The 15,777-nt window shown below is 41.6% G+C and carries 16 protein-coding genes, 1 tRNA gene, 2 rRNA genes, 1 other RNA gene and 1 other annotated feature; of the genes, 5 read left to right on the forward strand and 15 right to left on the reverse strand.

The genetic code is table 11. The features are described from left to right. The 8 genes from AAGG74_RS23245 to tadA all read right to left on the reverse strand — a co-directional run. Positions 1-127: ribosomal RNA gene (locus AAGG74_RS23245) — 16S ribosomal RNA — on the reverse strand; the annotation flags it as partial. Between the two features lie 308 nt (positions 128-435). Beyond that, positions 436-699: a sigma-K factor-processing regulator BofA gene (gene bofA, locus AAGG74_RS23250; RefSeq protein ID WP_162104348.1), complete on the reverse strand. Its 264-nt coding sequence runs from the start codon at positions 697-699 to the stop codon at positions 436-438. 66 nt (positions 700-765) lie between these two features. After that, positions 766-990, reverse strand: coding sequence for a YaaL family protein (locus AAGG74_RS23255; RefSeq protein ID WP_162104349.1), 225 nt, complete (start codon positions 988-990; stop codon positions 766-768). Between the two features lie 17 nt (positions 991-1,007). Next, positions 1,008-1,604: a recombination protein RecR gene (gene recR / locus AAGG74_RS23260; protein ID WP_003225425.1), complete on the reverse strand. Its 597-nt coding sequence runs from the start codon at positions 1,602-1,604 to the stop codon at positions 1,008-1,010. 14 nt (positions 1,605-1,618) lie between these two features. Then, on the reverse strand, positions 1,619-1,942 hold the full coding sequence (locus AAGG74_RS23265) for a YbaB/EbfC family nucleoid-associated protein (protein WP_162104350.1): 324 nt from the start codon (positions 1,940-1,942) through the stop codon (positions 1,619-1,621). A gap of 23 nt (positions 1,943-1,965) precedes the next feature. Next, complete coding sequence (dnaX, locus tag AAGG74_RS23270; RefSeq protein ID WP_162104351.1) at positions 1,966-3,657, reverse strand: DNA polymerase III subunit gamma/tau; 1,692 nt, start codon at positions 3,655-3,657, stop codon at positions 1,966-1,968. 130 nt (positions 3,658-3,787) lie between these two features. After that, an RNA gene (gene ffs / locus AAGG74_RS23275) (signal recognition particle sRNA large type) lies at positions 3,788-4,052 on the reverse strand. Between the two features lie 87 nt (positions 4,053-4,139). Beyond that, positions 4,140-4,622, reverse strand: coding sequence for a tRNA adenosine(34) deaminase TadA (gene tadA / locus AAGG74_RS23280; protein ID WP_225493447.1), 483 nt, complete (start codon positions 4,620-4,622; stop codon positions 4,140-4,142). Positions 4,623-4,707: 85 nt separating this feature from the next. Here tadA and AAGG74_RS23285 point away from each other — a divergent pair, with 85 nt between their 5' ends. The 4 genes from AAGG74_RS23285 (at position 4,708) to dck (ending at position 7,978) form a co-directional block, all read left to right on the forward strand. After that, positions 4,708-5,253 (forward strand): cysteine hydrolase family protein, encoded by a 546-nt coding sequence (locus AAGG74_RS23285; protein WP_162104353.1) that lies wholly within the window; start codon positions 4,708-4,710, stop codon positions 5,251-5,253. Between the two features lie 69 nt (positions 5,254-5,322). Next, on the forward strand, positions 5,323-6,606 hold the full coding sequence (locus AAGG74_RS23290; protein WP_162104354.1) for a glycoside hydrolase family 18 protein: 1,284 nt from the start codon (positions 5,323-5,325) through the stop codon (positions 6,604-6,606). A gap of 98 nt (positions 6,607-6,704) precedes the next feature. Further along, positions 6,705-7,328 carry a deoxyguanosine kinase gene (gene dgk / locus AAGG74_RS23295; RefSeq protein WP_429677371.1) on the forward strand — a complete coding sequence of 208 codons (624 nt, stop codon included), beginning with the start codon at positions 6,705-6,707 and terminating at the stop codon, positions 7,326-7,328. Then, the gene (gene dck / locus AAGG74_RS23300; protein WP_162104356.1) at positions 7,325-7,978 is read left to right on the forward strand and encodes a deoxyadenosine/deoxycytidine kinase; all 654 of its coding nucleotides are present in this window, start codon (positions 7,325-7,327) and stop codon (positions 7,976-7,978) included. Before dgk ends, dck begins: the two co-directional genes overlap by 4 nt. A gap of 112 nt (positions 7,979-8,090) precedes the next feature. On the opposite strand, the gene AAGG74_RS23305 is transcribed toward dck, so the two are convergent. The 6 genes from AAGG74_RS23305 to guaB all read right to left on the reverse strand — a co-directional run bounded on the left by AAGG74_RS23305 (position 8,091) and on the right by guaB (position 14,561). Then, positions 8,091-8,183 (reverse strand) — tRNA-Ser (locus AAGG74_RS23305). Positions 8,184-8,319: 136 nt separating this feature from the next. Next, positions 8,320-9,597: a serine--tRNA ligase gene (serS, locus tag AAGG74_RS23310; protein WP_162104357.1), complete on the reverse strand. Its 1,278-nt coding sequence runs from the start codon at positions 9,595-9,597 to the stop codon at positions 8,320-8,322. A gap of 54 nt (positions 9,598-9,651) precedes the next feature. Further along, positions 9,652-9,867: a binding site (T-box leader), on the reverse strand. Between the two features lie 52 nt (positions 9,868-9,919). Beyond that, the gene (gene pdxT / locus AAGG74_RS23315; protein ID WP_225493448.1) at positions 9,920-10,510 is read right to left on the reverse strand and encodes a pyridoxal 5'-phosphate synthase glutaminase subunit PdxT; all 591 of its coding nucleotides are present in this window, start codon (positions 10,508-10,510) and stop codon (positions 9,920-9,922) included. Positions 10,511-10,531: 21 nt separating this feature from the next. Next, positions 10,532-11,416, reverse strand: a complete 885-nt coding sequence (pdxS, locus tag AAGG74_RS23320; protein ID WP_162104359.1) for a pyridoxal 5'-phosphate synthase lyase subunit PdxS — start codon at positions 11,414-11,416, stop codon at positions 10,532-10,534. Between the two features lie 196 nt (positions 11,417-11,612). Further along, positions 11,613-12,944 carry a D-alanyl-D-alanine carboxypeptidase gene (dacA, locus tag AAGG74_RS23325; RefSeq protein WP_429677374.1) on the reverse strand — a complete coding sequence of 444 codons (1,332 nt, stop codon included), beginning with the start codon at positions 12,942-12,944 and terminating at the stop codon, positions 11,613-11,615. Positions 12,945-13,094: 150 nt separating this feature from the next. Then, a complete protein-coding gene (gene guaB, locus AAGG74_RS23330; protein WP_162104361.1) occupies positions 13,095-14,561 on the reverse strand; it encodes an IMP dehydrogenase in 1,467 nt (488 codons plus the stop codon). A 120-nt stretch (positions 14,562-14,681) separates the two neighbouring features. On the opposite strand from guaB, the gene AAGG74_RS23335 reads away from it, so the two are divergent. Then, positions 14,682-15,653, forward strand: coding sequence for a YaaC family protein (locus AAGG74_RS23335; protein WP_429677376.1), 972 nt, complete (start codon positions 14,682-14,684; stop codon positions 15,651-15,653). Between the two features lie 15 nt (positions 15,654-15,668). Here AAGG74_RS23335 and rrf read toward each other — a convergent pair. Continuing rightward, positions 15,669-15,777: ribosomal RNA gene (gene rrf / locus AAGG74_RS23340) — 5S ribosomal RNA — on the reverse strand; the annotation flags it as partial.

Here is a 15,777-nt window from a genome sequence, read left to right on the forward strand (position 1 = left end):
TTACCCACGTGTTACTCACCCGTCCGCCGCTAACATCAGGGAGCAAGCTCCCATCTGTCCGCTCGACTTGCATGTATTAGGCACGCCGCCAGCGTTCGTCCTGAGCCAGGATCAAACTCTCCGATAAGTGGATCACAGGTTAAGTCCACCGCATCATACGGCGACGCCTGTGTGACCTGCATCGTGCAGGTCTAGTTTGACTGACTACGCACATCGCTGTGCGATTTGTTTAAAACTGAATTAACAGGTGCGTTTTGTCTTGTTTAGTTTTCAAAGAACTTTGTTTATCGCTCTTTAAGCGACTTTATAAGTATAACATTTCACGCCGCCTTCGTCAATAACTTTTTAAAAATAATTTCTTTTAAAAAGTGATTCGTCATCAGCGACGTATATTAGAATAACACCTTCGATTATTAAAGTCAACATATATTACATTTAAATAATAAATTGCTTAATGACGACTAACGCCGCTATGCCCGGCACTCCTAAAATCCCACTAATAGCAGTCGTGATAAAGTTAATCGGCACATGAATGCCAAGACTGCCGCCAAACATATTTACACAAACGAGCAGTAAAGCGCCCGCCACAAATTTAACAGCTGTGATACCAATCCACTTAAACGGCTTCGTAGCTGAACCCGATAAAAAAAGAAGAATTACCAGTCCTAAAATAATCCCTATAATAAAAATAGGCTCCATGAATCTTCTCATCTCCTCTGCTTGTTCTTGTACAAGCTTATGAGAAGATCCAGGAGTTTAGACCACTCACTTCCACCGGCTGATTTTTAAATTTCGCTGCTTTGCTTCCCTCAAGCAAAAAAAATATTTCGCTTCAGCTACTTTTAGTTCGTATAATACTTCAGCAGACGGTTCTAGACTTTTTTCGATCAGCTTTTTCTGCCTGTTCCATTCTTCCTTTTGCTTAAAAAGCTGGTCGATTAGTTTTTCATCAAACTCTCTTCTCAATGTTTTCTTGCGAAGAAAACCCATGGATCGCTTTTTCCTCCTTACAATTCACGTCTTCCTTCAAGTGCTTTAGAAAGAGTGACCTCATCCGCATATTCCAAATCGCCTCCGACGGGCAGGCCGTGGGCAATACGGGAGAGTTTAATACCAGACGGCTTCAGGAGCCTTGATATATACATCGCCGTTGCTTCCCCTTCTATATTAGGGTTTGTCGCGAGAATCACTTCTGTCACTTGATCATCCTGTAATCGTTTCAACAATTCTGGTATTTTAATATCCTCCGGTCCGATGCCATCCATTGGAGAAATGGCGCCGTGAAGAACGTGATACTGTCCGTTGTATTCTTTCATTTTCTCCATAGCGATAACATCCTTAGGGTCTTGTACAACACAGATAACAGACTTATCCCTGCGTGTATCTTCACATATATAGCAAGGATCTTGATCTGTAATATGTCCGCAAACTGAACAATATGTCAGATTGCGTTTCGCATTTACTAACGCTTTCGCAAAATCTAATACCACATCTTCTTTCATACCTAGAACAAAAAAAGCCAGACGAACCGCTGTTTTCGGTCCGATCCCTGGCAATTTCATAAAGCTGTCAATCAGCTTTGATATTGGTTCAGGATATTGCATGTTCTTTTATCCCCCTAGAACAAACCTGGCATGTTCATTCCTTTAGTAAATTGGCCCATTGTTTCGTTTGTGATCTCTTCAACTTTTTTCAAAGCTTCATTTGTTGCAGCAAGCACTAAGTCTTGAAGCATGTCGATATCCTCTGGGTCAACGACTTCTTCTTTGATGATGACATCCAGGATTTCTTTTTGGCCGTTTGCTTTTACTGTAACCATACCGCCGCCTGCAGTTCCTTCAACAACCTGTTCTGCAAGCTCTTCTTGAGCCTTTGCCATGTCCTTTTGCATCTTTTGCATTTGTTTCATCATTTTTTGCATATTTCCCATTCCGCCACGCATAACATTCACTCTCTTTCATTTTGTTAGTCTTTTATTTCAATTAAATCCGCTCCGACAAGCTTTTTCGCCTCGGCAATCAGCGGGTCTTCTTCAGCCGGTTCATTTGATCCTTCATCTTCCTGCTGATGATCTACTAAAAATTCTTCTCTTATTTTACCCCATTGTTCTTCTGGAACGCCAATCAAATCCATTCTTTTTCCGAGCATTGATTCTAAAATCTGCTCAAGATTAGTACGGACTCCGTTATTATCCTCTGCGACCATTTTACAATGAATTTCATATTTGAATTTTAGAACAAAAGCCGCTGATGCAGCAGCTACAGGTTCACTGTCATTCAGCAAAGCAGCATGCGATACTTTGTTTTGCTGTTTGAGATGGGCAAGAAGCTTACCCCAGCTATTTCTGAGCTGATCTAGATCCGGTCTCGTAGCTTCCTTCAAAATTTCATGAATTCTGCCTACCGGCGCTTTGTAATTTGATTTTCCGCCCTTTGGCGCACGCGGCGTTTCTTTTTTCGGACTTTCTACCGCCGCTTTAACGCCTATTGTTTTGAGCCGCTCCACTTCCTGCTCTAGCTGCTGAATTTTTTTCATCAGCATATCGACTTCCGGCAACTCGGCAGTTGATTGATGAGACGCTTGGCAAATCTTCACCACCGCCACTTCAAAAAAGATACGGGGGTGATTAGTCCATTTCATTTCCTGATGGCTCTTGTTCAGAATATCAATCATTTCATATAGGGCCTGCGCCGGAATTTGTTCACTGAGCCCACGGAACGTTTCATCAACTTTTACCTTTTCAAGCACTCCTTCTAAACCAGGGGCTGTTTTGTACAGCAGCATGTCCCTAAAATAGAAAATCATATCCTCTATCAGCTTCGCTGGATCTTTCCCTTGCTGAAGCAGTTCATTTAATGTTTCCAGCGCATCAGAAACATTTTTATCATACAGAGATTGTGCCAGCTTCCCTATATATAATTGAGAAACCGCTCCCGTAATCAAAAGCGCATCCTCAACTTTCAGGACATCGCCGCTGAAAGACACAGCCTGATCGAGGAGGCTGAGGGCATCCCTCATACCGCCGTCTGCAGCACTCGCAATGATATCAAGCGATCCTTCTTCCACTTGCAGCTGTTCGGCTTCAACAATTTTACTCATGCGTCCGACAATCGCTTGGGATGTAATTCGTTTAAAATCAAAACGCTGACATCTGGAGATAATAGTTAAAGGAATTTTGTGCGGTTCAGTTGTTGCTAAAATGAAAATACAATGCTCAGGCGGCTCTTCTAATGTTTTTAGCAATGCATTAAAGGCGCCGATAGAAAGCATATGTACCTCATCTATGATATATACCTTATATGTGACAGCCGACGGGGCAAACTTCACTTTATCACGTATGTCACGAATTTCATCGACTCCGTTGTTTGAAGCGGCGTCAATCTCTATAACATCGGATATCGACCCGTTTGTTATCCCTTTACAGGCCGCACATTCATTGCATGGCTCATCAACAGGGGCATGTTCACAGTTGACAGCCTTGGCAAATATTTTGGCTGCACTGGTTTTTCCCGTTCCTCTTGGCCCGGAAAACAGATAGGCGTGAGAAAACTTTTTTTGCAAAAGGGCATTTTGCAGCGTTTTTGTAATGTGTTCTTGTCCAACCACATCTTCAAAGCGCTGAGGCCTAAATACTCGATATAAAGCTTGGTAACTCACGGGTTTGCCCTCCTCCGTTATTCATCATTCCCATTATACATGAACCTTGTTTCGATTCCAAAAGCTCTTTTTAACATAACAAAAAACTCACCTAATGATAGGTGAGTTTGAAAATTTGATGATTGATTTACCGTGCACCTTCTGTCGATTCGCTACCCTAAGCGTTACTTAAGCAGTTAGCTCGGCCCAGGCAACCCTGCGGCACATGAGAGGTTTCACTTAATGCTGCTTCCTTCCGGACCTGACATGGTTCGTGAATTCCCATTGCGCAGGACCCAAACGTCAACACCACTTACTTAAGGCAGACCTTAAAGTAAACGAACCTCGAGAAGGGATTCAGCCCTGCTGGAGCGGATTGCAGGTACAGGGCACCGCTACCTCCCCGCTTAGCACGGCAAAATAAATTATCAAATTTTATATCGCATCTATTGTGACACATACATAAGTATATCGTTTCCCCCTGAAAATTGCAACCGGACGACTCAAGACAAGTTTTTCCTGAATGCTTTCTTCCTTTTTCGCAGTTCTCTAAAAAATGAACTGAGCATTTCTCCGCATTCCTCCTCAAGCACTCCGCTCACCACTTCAGCCTGATGATTAAAGCGCTCCTCCTGCAAAAGATTCATGAGCGTGCCTGAACAGCCGCCTTTAGGATCAAATGCACCAAAAACCACTTTATCCACCCGCGAAAGCACGACGGCGCCAGCACACATTGGACAAGGCTCAAGTGTCACATAAAGAGCAGCACCCTCCAGCCGCCAAGTTCCGAGTGCTTTACACGCTTCATCAATCACAAGCATTTCCGCATGAGCGATCGACCGCTGTTCTGTCTCTCTTAAATTATGCGCACGCGCTATGATTTCATCGTTAATAACAAGCACAGCACCAATTGGCACTTCGCCTTTCTCTTCGGCTTTTTTCGCTTCTTTCATTGCTTCTTTCATATAAAGTTCATCTTGATTCATAGGAATAAGCTCTCTTTTCAAAGTTTTTTCATGGCCTAAAAAGGCTACATATTAACTATAACTGAAACGGAAAGGGGATTGTCAATTGCCCAAAACAAATACAGCTCTTCTCATTGTAGACATGATCAATAATTTTGAATTTGATATGGGGGAAAGCCTCGCTAAAAAAACAGAAAAAATCGTTCCTCACATTTTATCATTAAAAGAGCACGCGAGACAAAATGACTGGCCGATTATTTACGTTAATGATCATTACGGACTGTGGCAAGCTGATATTGAAAATATTCAGCAAGAATGCACGAATGACAAAAGTAAGGAGATCATCAAGCAAATAGCTCCGGAAGATGCTGATTATTTTCTCATCAAACCGAAGCATTCTGCCTTTTATGAAACAGCACTTCATACTCTCCTTACCGAATTGCAGGTGAAGCATATCATCTTAACAGGTATAGCCGGTAACATCTGCGTGCTGTTTACCGCTAACGACGCTTACATGAGAGAATACAGCATTACGATTCCTAAGGATTGCATCGCCTCAAATCGTGAGGAAGACAATGACTTTGCCTTAACCATGATGGACGATGTTCTTTTTGCGGATATTACAACAGAGAAACAAATTACAGAAAAATAAACATGATTGGCGCTTTTCTTTCATACATTGATAGCGATATGAAAGGAGGCGTTTTTCATTCAAATTTACGTGGTGAAACAAGGCGACACTCTTTCTGCTATCGCTTCACAATACAGATCGACTGTAAGTGAAATCACAGAAACGAATGAAATACCCAATCCCGGCAGCCTTGTCGTCGGACAAACCATTGTCATTCCAATAGCCGGCCAGTTCTATGATGTTCGACAAGGTGACACCCTGACATCCATTGCACGGCGGTTCAATACAACAGCAGCCGAGCTTGCCAGAGTTAACAGAATTCAGTTAAATACCGTATTGCAGATTGGCTTCCGTTTATACATCCCTCCGGTTCCCAAACGCAATATCGAATCAAACGCATATTTGGAGCCTCGCGGAAACCAAGTCAGCGAAAATCTGCAGCAGGCGGCCAGAGAAGCCTCACCCTATCTAACATACCTTGGCGCATTCAGTTTCCAAGCACAGCGGGACGGAACCTTGGCCGCACCGCCTTTAACAAATTTAAGAAGCATCGCAGAGAATCAAAACACGTCATTAATGATGATAATCACGAATTTAGAAAACCAAGCATTCAGCGATGAGCTGGGTCAAATCCTTTTAAACAACGATACTGTAAAAAGAAGACTTTTAAATGAAATCGTTGAGAATGCCAAAAGATATGGTTTCTATGATATTCATTTTGATTTCGAATATTTACGGCCTGAGGATAGAGAAGCCTATAATCAATTTCTTCGTGAAGCAAGGGATCGTTTCCACCGAGAAGGTTTAGAAATATCAACGGCACTTGCTCCTAAAACAAGCGCAACACAGCAGGGCAGATGGTATGCAGCCCATGATTACAAAGCCCATGGCCAAATTGTCGACTTTGTTGTTCTCATGACATATGAATGGGGCTATAGCGGCGGACCTGCTCAAGCCGTTTCACCAATCGGGCCTGTTCGTGATGTCATCGAATATGCATTGACCGAAATGCCTGCAAATAAAATTGTCATGGGCCAGAATTTATATGGGTATGATTGGACGTTGCCATACACGGCAGGGGGAACACCGGCAAAAGCCATAAGCCCTCAGCAAGCGATTGTCATTGCCAATCAAAACAATGCAGAAATTCAGTATGACCAAACCGCTCAAGCCCCTTTCTTCCGCTATACTGATGCAGAAAACAGAAGGCATGAGGTATGGTTTGAAGATGCCCGCTCGATCCAAGCGAAATTCAACCTGATTAAAGAGCTGAATTTAAGAGGCATCAGCTATTGGAAGCTCGGCCTTTCCTTCCCGCAAAACTGGCTGCTGCTGTCCGATCAATTTAATGTTGTTAAAAAGACGTTTCGATAATTTGGAAACGTCTTTTTTCATGGGGGCACCCGAGGGTTGTGATACAATATGAGGGTCGGTTACTGACGAACGTTTTTTTAGAAATAAGGAGGATTCCGATGAATACAGCCCCTTTTATTGCAATAGAAGGTCCTATCGGGGCAGGAAAAACAACCCTCGCGACGATGCTTTCACAAGAATTTGGATTCCCTATGATCAATGAGATTGTTGAGGATAACCCGTACCTTGATAAGTTTTATGACAATATAGAGGAATGGAGCTTCCAGCTTGAAATGTTTTTTCTTTGTCACAGATACAAACAGCTTGAAGATACAAGTGATCACTTTTTAAAAAAGGGACAGCCTGTGATAGCTGATTATCACATTTATAAAAATGTGATTTTTGCGGAACGCACCCTGTCTCAGCAGCAGCTGGAAAAATATAAAAAGATTTATCACCTTCTGACAGATGACCTGCTAAAGCCTAATTTCATTATTTACATAAAGGCCAGTCTGCCCACATTGTTACACCGTATTGAAAAACGCGGACGCCCCTTTGAGAAAAAAATTGAAACAAGCTATTTGGAACAGCTGATCGCAGATTATGAAGTCGCCATCAAACAGTTGCAGGAAGCAAATCCTGAACTTACAGTGCTAACAATAGATGGTGATTCAAAGGATTTCGTTTTGAATAAGAGCGACTTTGAACGCATTGCCGCCCATGTAAAGGAGCTTATCGTATGAAGGAACATCATATCCCTAACAATTCAATTATCACAGTAGCAGGAACAGTAGGTGTCGGAAAATCAACGTTAACAAGAGCTTTAGCTAAACGGCTTGGATTTAAAACCTCTCTGGAGGAAGTCGATCATAATCCGTACTTAGAAAAGTTCTATCATGATTTTGAACGTTGGAGCTTTCATCTGCAAATCTATTTCTTAGCTGAACGATTCAAGGAACAGAAAACGATCTTTGAAGCTGGCGGAGGATTTGTACAGGATCGTTCTATTTATGAAGACACAGGAATTTTCGCAAAAATGCATGCTGACAAAGGGACAATGTCAAAGATTGATTATAAAACGTACACTAGTCTTTTCGAAGCAATGGTCATGACACCGTACTTCCCACACCCTGATGTATTGATTTATCTAGAAGGAGATCTGGAGAACATTTTAAACCGGATAGAAGAACGCGGCCGTGAAATGGAGCTTCAGACGAACCGGTCTTATTGGGAAGAAATGCATACACGCTATGAAAACTGGATAAGCGGTTTTAACGCCTGCCCTGTTTTAAAGCTTCGTATTGAGGATTATGATCTATTGAATGACGAAAGTTCAATTGAAAATATCGTAGATCAAATCGCTTCAATTATTTACGAAAATCAAAAAAAGTGAATCTCAACTGAGATTCACTTTTTCATAATAATAAAAAAATCCGTTGCATCGAATGCAACGGACAAAACAATCTCCAATATATGCTTGTATTTCATTAGAATTAAAATCAATATGGCGGAGGAAGAGGGATTCGAACCCCCGCGGGCTTTGACACCCCTGTCGGTTTTCAAGACCGATCCCTTCAGCCGGACTTGGGTATTCCTCCGTATCGACAAGTCTTACTATATCATGAATGTTTTTATATGGTCAAGCATTTTTTAGAAAAACTTTTGATTTAATAAAAATATCCTGTTTACAAAGGCAAAAAGGTGCGCCCTGTAAGGCACACCTTTTTCACAGTCTTACGGCTTAATAACTTCTCTATTCCCCATATAAGGGCGAAGTACTTTCGGAATTACAACGCTTCCGTCTTCCTGCTGGTAGTTTTCTAAGATAGCGGCTACTGTTCTTCCAACAGCGAGACCTGAACCGTTCAGTGTGTGTACATGCTCAGGTTTGCCTTTCGCTTCACGTCTGAAACGAATGTTCGCACGTCTTGCTTGGAATGCTTCAAAGTTGCTGCAAGAAGAGATTTCACGATATGTGTCTTGGCTAGGAATCCACACTTCGATATCGTATTTTTTCGCAGCCGTAAAGCCTAGATCACCCGTACACATGCTCATGACACGGTATGGAAGCTCAAGCAGCTGTAGGACTCGTTCCGCTTGGTTTGTCAGCTTCTCTAATTCTTCATAAGAATCTTCAGGCTTCACAAACTTCACAAGCTCAACCTTATTAAATTGGTGCTGACGAATTAAACCGCGTGTATCGCGCCCTGCAGAACCAGCTTCAGAACGGAAGCAGGCACTGAATGCCGCATAATTTATCGGCAGGCTGTCACCTGAAAGAATTTCATCACGGTGCATGTTTGTAATCGGAACTTCTGCAGTTGGGATTAAGAAATAATCTTCTTCCCTGATTTTAAACGCATCCTCTTCAAATTTAGGAAGCTGCCCCGTTCCCGTCATGCTTGCACGGTTTACCATATAAGGCGGAATCACTTCTGTATAGTTGTACTCATCCACATGCAAATCCAGCATAAAGTTATAAAGCGCACGCTCCAGACGGGCACCTAGACCTTTATAGAATACGAAACGGCTCCCTGTTACTTTTGCAGCCCGTTCAAAATCTAGAATACCCAGCTCATCTGCAATATCCCAGTGTGGCTTTGGCTCGTAAGCAAATGGAGGCTTTTCACCCCATTTACGCACTTCAATGTTGTCATCTTCTGTTTTTCCGACAGGAACAGATTCATGCGGAATGTTTGGGATTGAAAGAAGAATAGCATCAAGCTCAGATTCAACTGTTCTTAATTCTTCATCAAGTTTTTTAATTTCCTCGCCGACTTCACGCATTTTTTTAATGATGTGATCCGCGTCTTTTTTCTCTCGTTTCAGCACAGCAACCTGCTGAGATACTTCGTTTCGTTTTCCTTTTAACTCTTCAACCTTGCCGATAAGCTCTCTTCGTTTATCATCCAGCGTCTCAAACTTATCAAAATCAGTTAAGTCTTCGCCTTTGTGCACAAGCTTCGCCTTTATTTCTTGAAAATTTGCTCTTAGCATTTTCGTATCAAGCATACGAAACACTCCCTTTATTGAATTTATCGAAAATAAAAAGAGCCCTCATCCCCCTAAAGGGACGAGAGCTCTCGCGTTGCCACCCTGATTGAAAACAAGCCAAAGACTCATTTTCCACTTTCACACATAACGGTTATCCCGTAAATGCCTACTTATTATTTCAGCATTTCGCTCAAGGATGGATTCAGACAACATCTTTCACCGATTCGCACCAACCATCGGCTCTCTTAGAAAGAGAGGCTTCTTACTAGTTCCTATCAACGCTTTTCGATCTTTATTTGTGCTTATAATGTACTATAAGTTTCAACAGCTTTCAACTGTTTTATACAAGTGTTTTCTGCTTGTATTCCTCAACCATTTGAACAAATAGCTGTGTCACTCGGTGATCTTCTGTCAGTTCCGGATGAAATGAGCAGCCCAGAAATGGTCCCTGTTTCGCAGCTACTATACGCCCATTATGCTCTGAAAGAACTTCAACATTTTCACCAGCTTCTAAAATATGCGGCGCTCTGATGAACACCCCTGTAAAAGGCTCATCCAGGCCTTTAATTGTTAAATCAGCTTCAAAGCTGTCAACCTGCCGGCCAAACGAATTACGTTCCACAATCACATTCAGCAGACCTAAATGAGGATTATCTGAACCAGCAATTTCTTTTGCTAATATAATTAATCCGGCGCATGTCCCGAACATCGGTTTTTCCTGAGCAGCAAATTCACGAAGCGGCTCCATAAATTGATATGTGTCAATCAAACGGCGCATTGTTGTGCTTTCACCGCCTGGTAAAATCAATCCATCGATTTCGTTTAGCTGCTCCGGGCGTTTAACGACAAGACCAGCCGCGCCGCATGCTTCAATTGCACGAATATGCTCTCTAACTGCTCCTTGAAGTCCCAATACTCCTATTGTTAACATATCAGCAGCGCTCCTATATTCTTACCAGCCGCGTTCTTGCATACGCTGTTCTGGAAGTAAATTTGAGATTTCAATCCCTTTCATTGCAGTACCAAGCTCTTTTGAAAGCTCAGCGATCAATTTGTAATCAGTGTAGTGAGTTGTTGCTTCAACAATTGCTTTCGCAAACTTAGCAGGGTTGTCCGACTTAAAAATACCGGAACCAACAAATACTCCGTCAGCGCCAAGCTGCATCATGAGAGCAGCATCAGCTGGAGTGGCTACACCGCCAGCGGCAAAGTTTACAACAGGAAGCTTGCCGTCTTTTTTAATTTGTACAAGAAGCTCATAAGGAGCACCCAAGTTTTTCGCCTCTGTCATGAGTTCATCGTCACTCATCGCAACTACTTTGCGCACTTGAGCGTTTACTTTGCGCATATGGCGAACAGCTTCAACAATATTTCCTGTTCCCGGCTCACCTTTTGTACGAAGCATAGAAGCGCCTTCAGCAATACGGCGAGTCGCTTCACCAAGGTCACGGCAGCCGCAAACGAAAGGAACCGTGTAATCATTTTTATTTAAATGAAATTCTTCGTCAGCAGGAGTCAGAACTTCACTTTCATCGATATAGTCAACACCCATAGCTTCAAGCACGCGCGCTTCAACTATATGTCCAATACGCGCTTTTGCCATTACAGGGATAGATACTGCATTCATTACTTCTTCCACGATTGTAGGGTCAGCCATACGGGCAACTCCTCCAGCCGCGCGAATATCAGCTGGTACACGCTCTAGCGCCATTACAGCTACAGCTCCAGCCTCTTCAGCAATTTTTGCTTGTTCCGCATTGATGACGTCCATGATGACGCCGCCTTTTTGCATTTCTGCCATTCCGCGTTTTACACGTTCAGTACCTGTTTGAGCCATTTCTTGGTCCCCCTAATCAAGGTATAATTGTATGATATCTATTCCTTATTGTATCCTAGTAATCCAATAATTCATATGGATATATACTATTTTATTCGGTTTTCAGCGCTTTGAAAATCATTTTTTCTTAAAAATTGGCTTTTTTCAGTATATTAAGCGAAAGAGCCCTAACATATATTAGAGCTCTTTCATTTAATTAAAACCAGCCGGTTACCGTATCAACAATACTTCCCCAAATCCCGGCAAAAAATCCGCCGATACTGCGCATTGTCAGAACAAACCAGTTTGCTTTTTCTACATTTTCTTTTGTAACAAGGTCTACACCAGCAAGATTACTGTTAAGAAATCCGTAGTCTTTTTCATCACCTGTATATTCCGCAGTCAGCTTCCCAACCTTCGTTCCTTTTTTCACAGGAGCGGTCAAGGTGTCTTTTTTTAATGTAACTTTTGCTTTGTAATTCTTTTCTTCACCATTTTTGACAGGTAGAGAGAACGCCTTCTTTGTTACAACATCGACCTCTTTCTCTTTGCCCTTATCAACTGAAATCGTTTTATGTCCTTTTACTTGATCGCCTTCAGCATAAATTTCTTTCATGGAGAAATTGTTGAAAGCGTAATCGAACATTTTTTTCGTTTCATCAAAACGGCCTGTGTGAAGGTTGCCCTTTGCATTCAGCACAACAGTGATAACACGCATTCCGTTTTTCTCGGCAGTACCTGTGAAACAAGAACCTGCAGAGTCAGTAGAACCTGTTTTCAACCCGTCTACAGTTGCATTTTTATACTCGCTGACGAGCCCTTTCAGCATGAAGTTCCAGTTCGGCATGTCCATTTCATCATCAGTGCCTTTTCTGAACTTCGTTTTTGCGATACTGGAAGTCTTCAGCATTTCAGGATAGTCAGTAATCAAGTGATCTGCAAGAATTGCCATGTCTTTAGCAGAAACTTCACTTTCTTCATCTGCACTTGTTCCTTCTGGCTGCTTCCCATGAAGATCTTTGTTTTCAAGACCTGTTGCGTTAACAAATTTGTAATCTGTTAAGCCCAATTCTTTTGCTTTTGCATTCATTTTTTCAACAAATTTAGTTTCACTACCTGCAAGAATTTCTGAAATTGCTATAGCAGCGGCATTTGCAGAATAAATAGCAGTTGCTTGATATAGTTCTTTTACTGTATATTTCCCGTCTTTCCGAAGAGGAACGTTTGACAAGCTGTTATCTTGGGAAATTTCATACACATAATCATCAGGCGTATAGGTTTGATCCCATTTCACTTTGCCTTGATCAATTGCTTCTAATAACAGATACTCTGTCATCATTTTTGTCATACTGGCAATTGGCAGTCTCTTATCCGCATTTTTACTGTACAGAATTTTACCTGAAGAAGCTTCGATCATAATAGCAGCAGAAGCATTGATATCAATTGGATCGTTGGCTGCCTTCGCTTTTGACATTGGAGCCAGGCAAGTGACAGCTAGTGTTAGCACAACCAATGACATCAATAGCTGTTTACATTTCATGATGTTCAATCGTACGACCTCCGTATTTCATTTTCTTCATCTATAATTAAGCCGTTAAGGACATTTTTAGTACGCAACAGTATAAATTTTATCATAATCAACATAAAAAAAATAGACAGAGTCAGTAACCCTGCCTAATTTTTTATTTGTAACAATTTATTATGAAATTGTATAGTTCGGAGATTCTTTTGTAATCTGAACATCATGCGGATGGCTTTCTCGAAGGCCTGCGCCAGTCATGCGAATGAACTGAGCTTCTTCTCTTAAAGCGAGAAGATCTTTAGATCCGCAATATCCCATACCAGAACGAATACCGCCAACTAGCTGATAAACTGTTTCTTCAACTGGTCCTTTATAAGGTGTGCGTCCTTCAATTCCTTCAGGGACGAATTTTTTGTTTTCTTCTTGGAAGTAACGGTCTTTACTTCCTTTTTCCATTGCTGACACTGATCCCATGCCGCGGTATACTTTAAATCTTCTGCCTTGGTAAATTTCAGTTTCCCCAGGGCTTTCTGATGTGCCTGCCAGCAAGCTTCCGAGCATAACAGCATGTCCGCCGGCTGCCAATGCTTTCGTAATATCGCCAGAGAATTTAATTCCTCCGTCGGCAATGATTGTTTTGCCGAGTTTTCTTGCTTCAGTCGCGCAATCATAAATTGCTGTAATTTGCGGAACACCGACACCTGCTACTACACGTGTTGTACAAATTGAACCAGGTCCGATTCCAACTTTAACGACATCTGCTCCAGCTTCAATTAGCGCTCTTGTCGCTTCAGCTGTTGCCACGTTTCCAGCAATAATATTTAATTCAGGATATGTTTCACGGATTTTTGTTACTGTGTTTAATACACCTTGAGAATGTCCGTGAGCTGTATCAATAACAATAACATCGACATTGGCTTCTACAAGCTTTTTGACACGAGTCATTGTATCGCCAGTTACGCCGACTGCCGCGCCGACGATCAAACGGCCGTGAATATCTTTAGATGAGTTCGGAAACTCAATGACCTTTTCAATATCTTTGATTGTGATAAGACCTTTTAATTTATTTGTATCATCAACGAGAGGAAGCTTTTCAATTTTATGTTTCTGCAAAATCTTTTCAGCTTCATCAAGAGTCGTTCCTACAGAAGCAGTGACGAGCTCTTCTTTCGTCATAACATCACTAATTTTCATTGAGTAGTCAGAAATAAAACGAAGATCGCGATTTGTAATAATACCGACAAGCTTTTGGTCTTCTTCGTTATTTACAATCGGAACACCGGAAATTCTGTATTTCCCCATCAAGTGCTCCGCATCAAATACTTGGTGATCAGGAGTTAAAAAGAAGGGATTTGTGATAACGCCGCGTTCAGAACGCTTTACTTTATCAACTTGCTCAGCCTGCTGTTCAATGGACATATTTTTGTGAATGATGCCCAAGCCGCCCTGTCTTGCCATTGCAATTGCCATTGCTGATTCTGTTACAGTGTCCATACCTGCGCTGATGACAGGAATATTCAGCTTTAACGTTTTTGTAAGTTCTACAGATAAATCCACATCACGCGGAAGTACCTCTGACTTGGCTGGAACAAGCAGCACATCGTCGAACGTCAAGCCTTCCTTTGAAAATTTACTTTCCCACATTAGTAAATCCCCCTCTTTTCGGCAAAATATTATATGTAGATTATCAACTAGCCAAGAGCATGTCAAGGAAGCGATAAAGAGTTGAAATATTTAGATAATGGAAAGGGATATGAAATATAAATGAAAAATCATCAGTGGAAGGACTTAGCACTATTTTACTCCGTTGAATCAACCCAGAAATTTCTAGAGAGAGCCTATACTTTAAACGGCATTGACGATGCGAAAAAGAATTCATTTAAAAACAGTGAACGTTTTATTTATTTCTTAAAGCATGCTGAATCATTTTATAAACATGCTTCATATTCTCCTATGGAAATCAAACCGATTCTTTTATTTTATGGTATGGCTCAGCTTATCAAAGCATGTCTCGTAACACAAGATCCTCATTATCCAAGCCATACTTCAGTACTGGCACATGGAGTAACAACAAGAAAGCGGAAGAAACAGAATTATTGCTTTAACGATGATGAAGTAAAAATACAACGGAATGGCTTATGCGTCCATTTCATGAAGCACTTATTTGGCCAACCGGATATAGTTGATGAACGATACACCATGAAAAAATTATTAATGGCGATTCCAGAACTAAGTGATACTTTCCATTTTCAACAGAAAGAGCGTTTTATAACAAAAGTCGAAAAGGAGAAGAACAGGGTTTTTGTACCAGAGGATGTAATCATCACATATAAAATGTCTGACGCCAGATTCGCCGAATATATGAACCATCATTTTCAATGGTCCTTTGCAACGAAAAGTGATCAAAGGCTGCTGTTTGACATTTTACCGCGAGACATGAACCCATGGACATCCATTAGTTTGTTATATAATATGGATGAAAACCAATATTACCTCCCCTCTCAAAGGGAGCAATTTCTCAGACTTCCTGAAATGGCAATTCATTATCTGATTTTGTACAATATAGGGATGATTGCGAGATATGAGACAGAATGGTGGTATGAGTTGTTAACCCAGCATATAAGTAATGATTACGTACTAATTCAGCAGTTTTTATTAGTAACAGAAAACAAATTTCCGAAATACGCTTTGCAATTTCTGCTTCATTTTTCACAAACAAAAAACCCAGCTCAATGAGCTGGGTTTTACCTTGCTTGGCGGCGTCCTACTCTCACAGGGGGAGACCCCCGACTACCATCGGCGCTGAAGAGCTTAACTTCCGTGTTCGGCATGGGAACGGGTGTGACCTCTTCGCTATCGC

This window comes from Bacillus mexicanus (assembly GCF_050445615.1).
Lineage (GTDB): Bacteria > Bacillota > Bacilli > Bacillales > Bacillaceae > Bacillus > Bacillus mexicanus.

Coding starts and splice junctions, on each gene's coding strand:
- dck (WP_162104356.1), top strand. CDS start 7,325: ATGAAGGAACATCATATCCCTAACAATTCAATTATCACAGTAGCAGGA.
- serS (WP_162104357.1), bottom strand. CDS start 9,597: ATGCTTGATACGAAAATGCTAAGAGCAAATTTTCAAGAAATAAAGGCG.
- dgk (WP_429677371.1), top strand. CDS start 6,705: ATGAATACAGCCCCTTTTATTGCAATAGAAGGTCCTATCGGGGCAGGA.
- recR (WP_003225425.1), bottom strand. CDS start 1,604: ATGCAATATCCTGAACCAATATCAAAGCTGATTGACAGCTTTATGAAA.
- tadA (WP_225493447.1), bottom strand. CDS start 4,622: ATGAATCAAGATGAACTTTATATGAAAGAAGCAATGAAAGAAGCGAAA.
- guaB (WP_162104361.1), bottom strand. CDS start 14,561: ATGTGGGAAAGTAAATTTTCAAAGGAAGGCTTGACGTTCGACGATGTG.
- pdxS (WP_162104359.1), bottom strand. CDS start 11,416: ATGGCTCAAACAGGTACTGAACGTGTAAAACGCGGAATGGCAGAAATG.
- AAGG74_RS23255 (WP_162104349.1), bottom strand. CDS start 990: ATGGGTTTTCTTCGCAAGAAAACATTGAGAAGAGAGTTTGATGAAAAA.
- AAGG74_RS23265 (WP_162104350.1), bottom strand. CDS start 1,942: ATGCGTGGCGGAATGGGAAATATGCAAAAAATGATGAAACAAATGCAA.
- AAGG74_RS23335 (WP_429677376.1), top strand. CDS start 14,682: ATGAAAAATCATCAGTGGAAGGACTTAGCACTATTTTACTCCGTTGAA.
- pdxT (WP_225493448.1), bottom strand. CDS start 10,510: ATGTTAACAATAGGAGTATTGGGACTTCAAGGAGCAGTTAGAGAGCAT.
- bofA (WP_162104348.1), bottom strand. CDS start 699: ATGGAGCCTATTTTTATTATAGGGATTATTTTAGGACTGGTAATTCTT.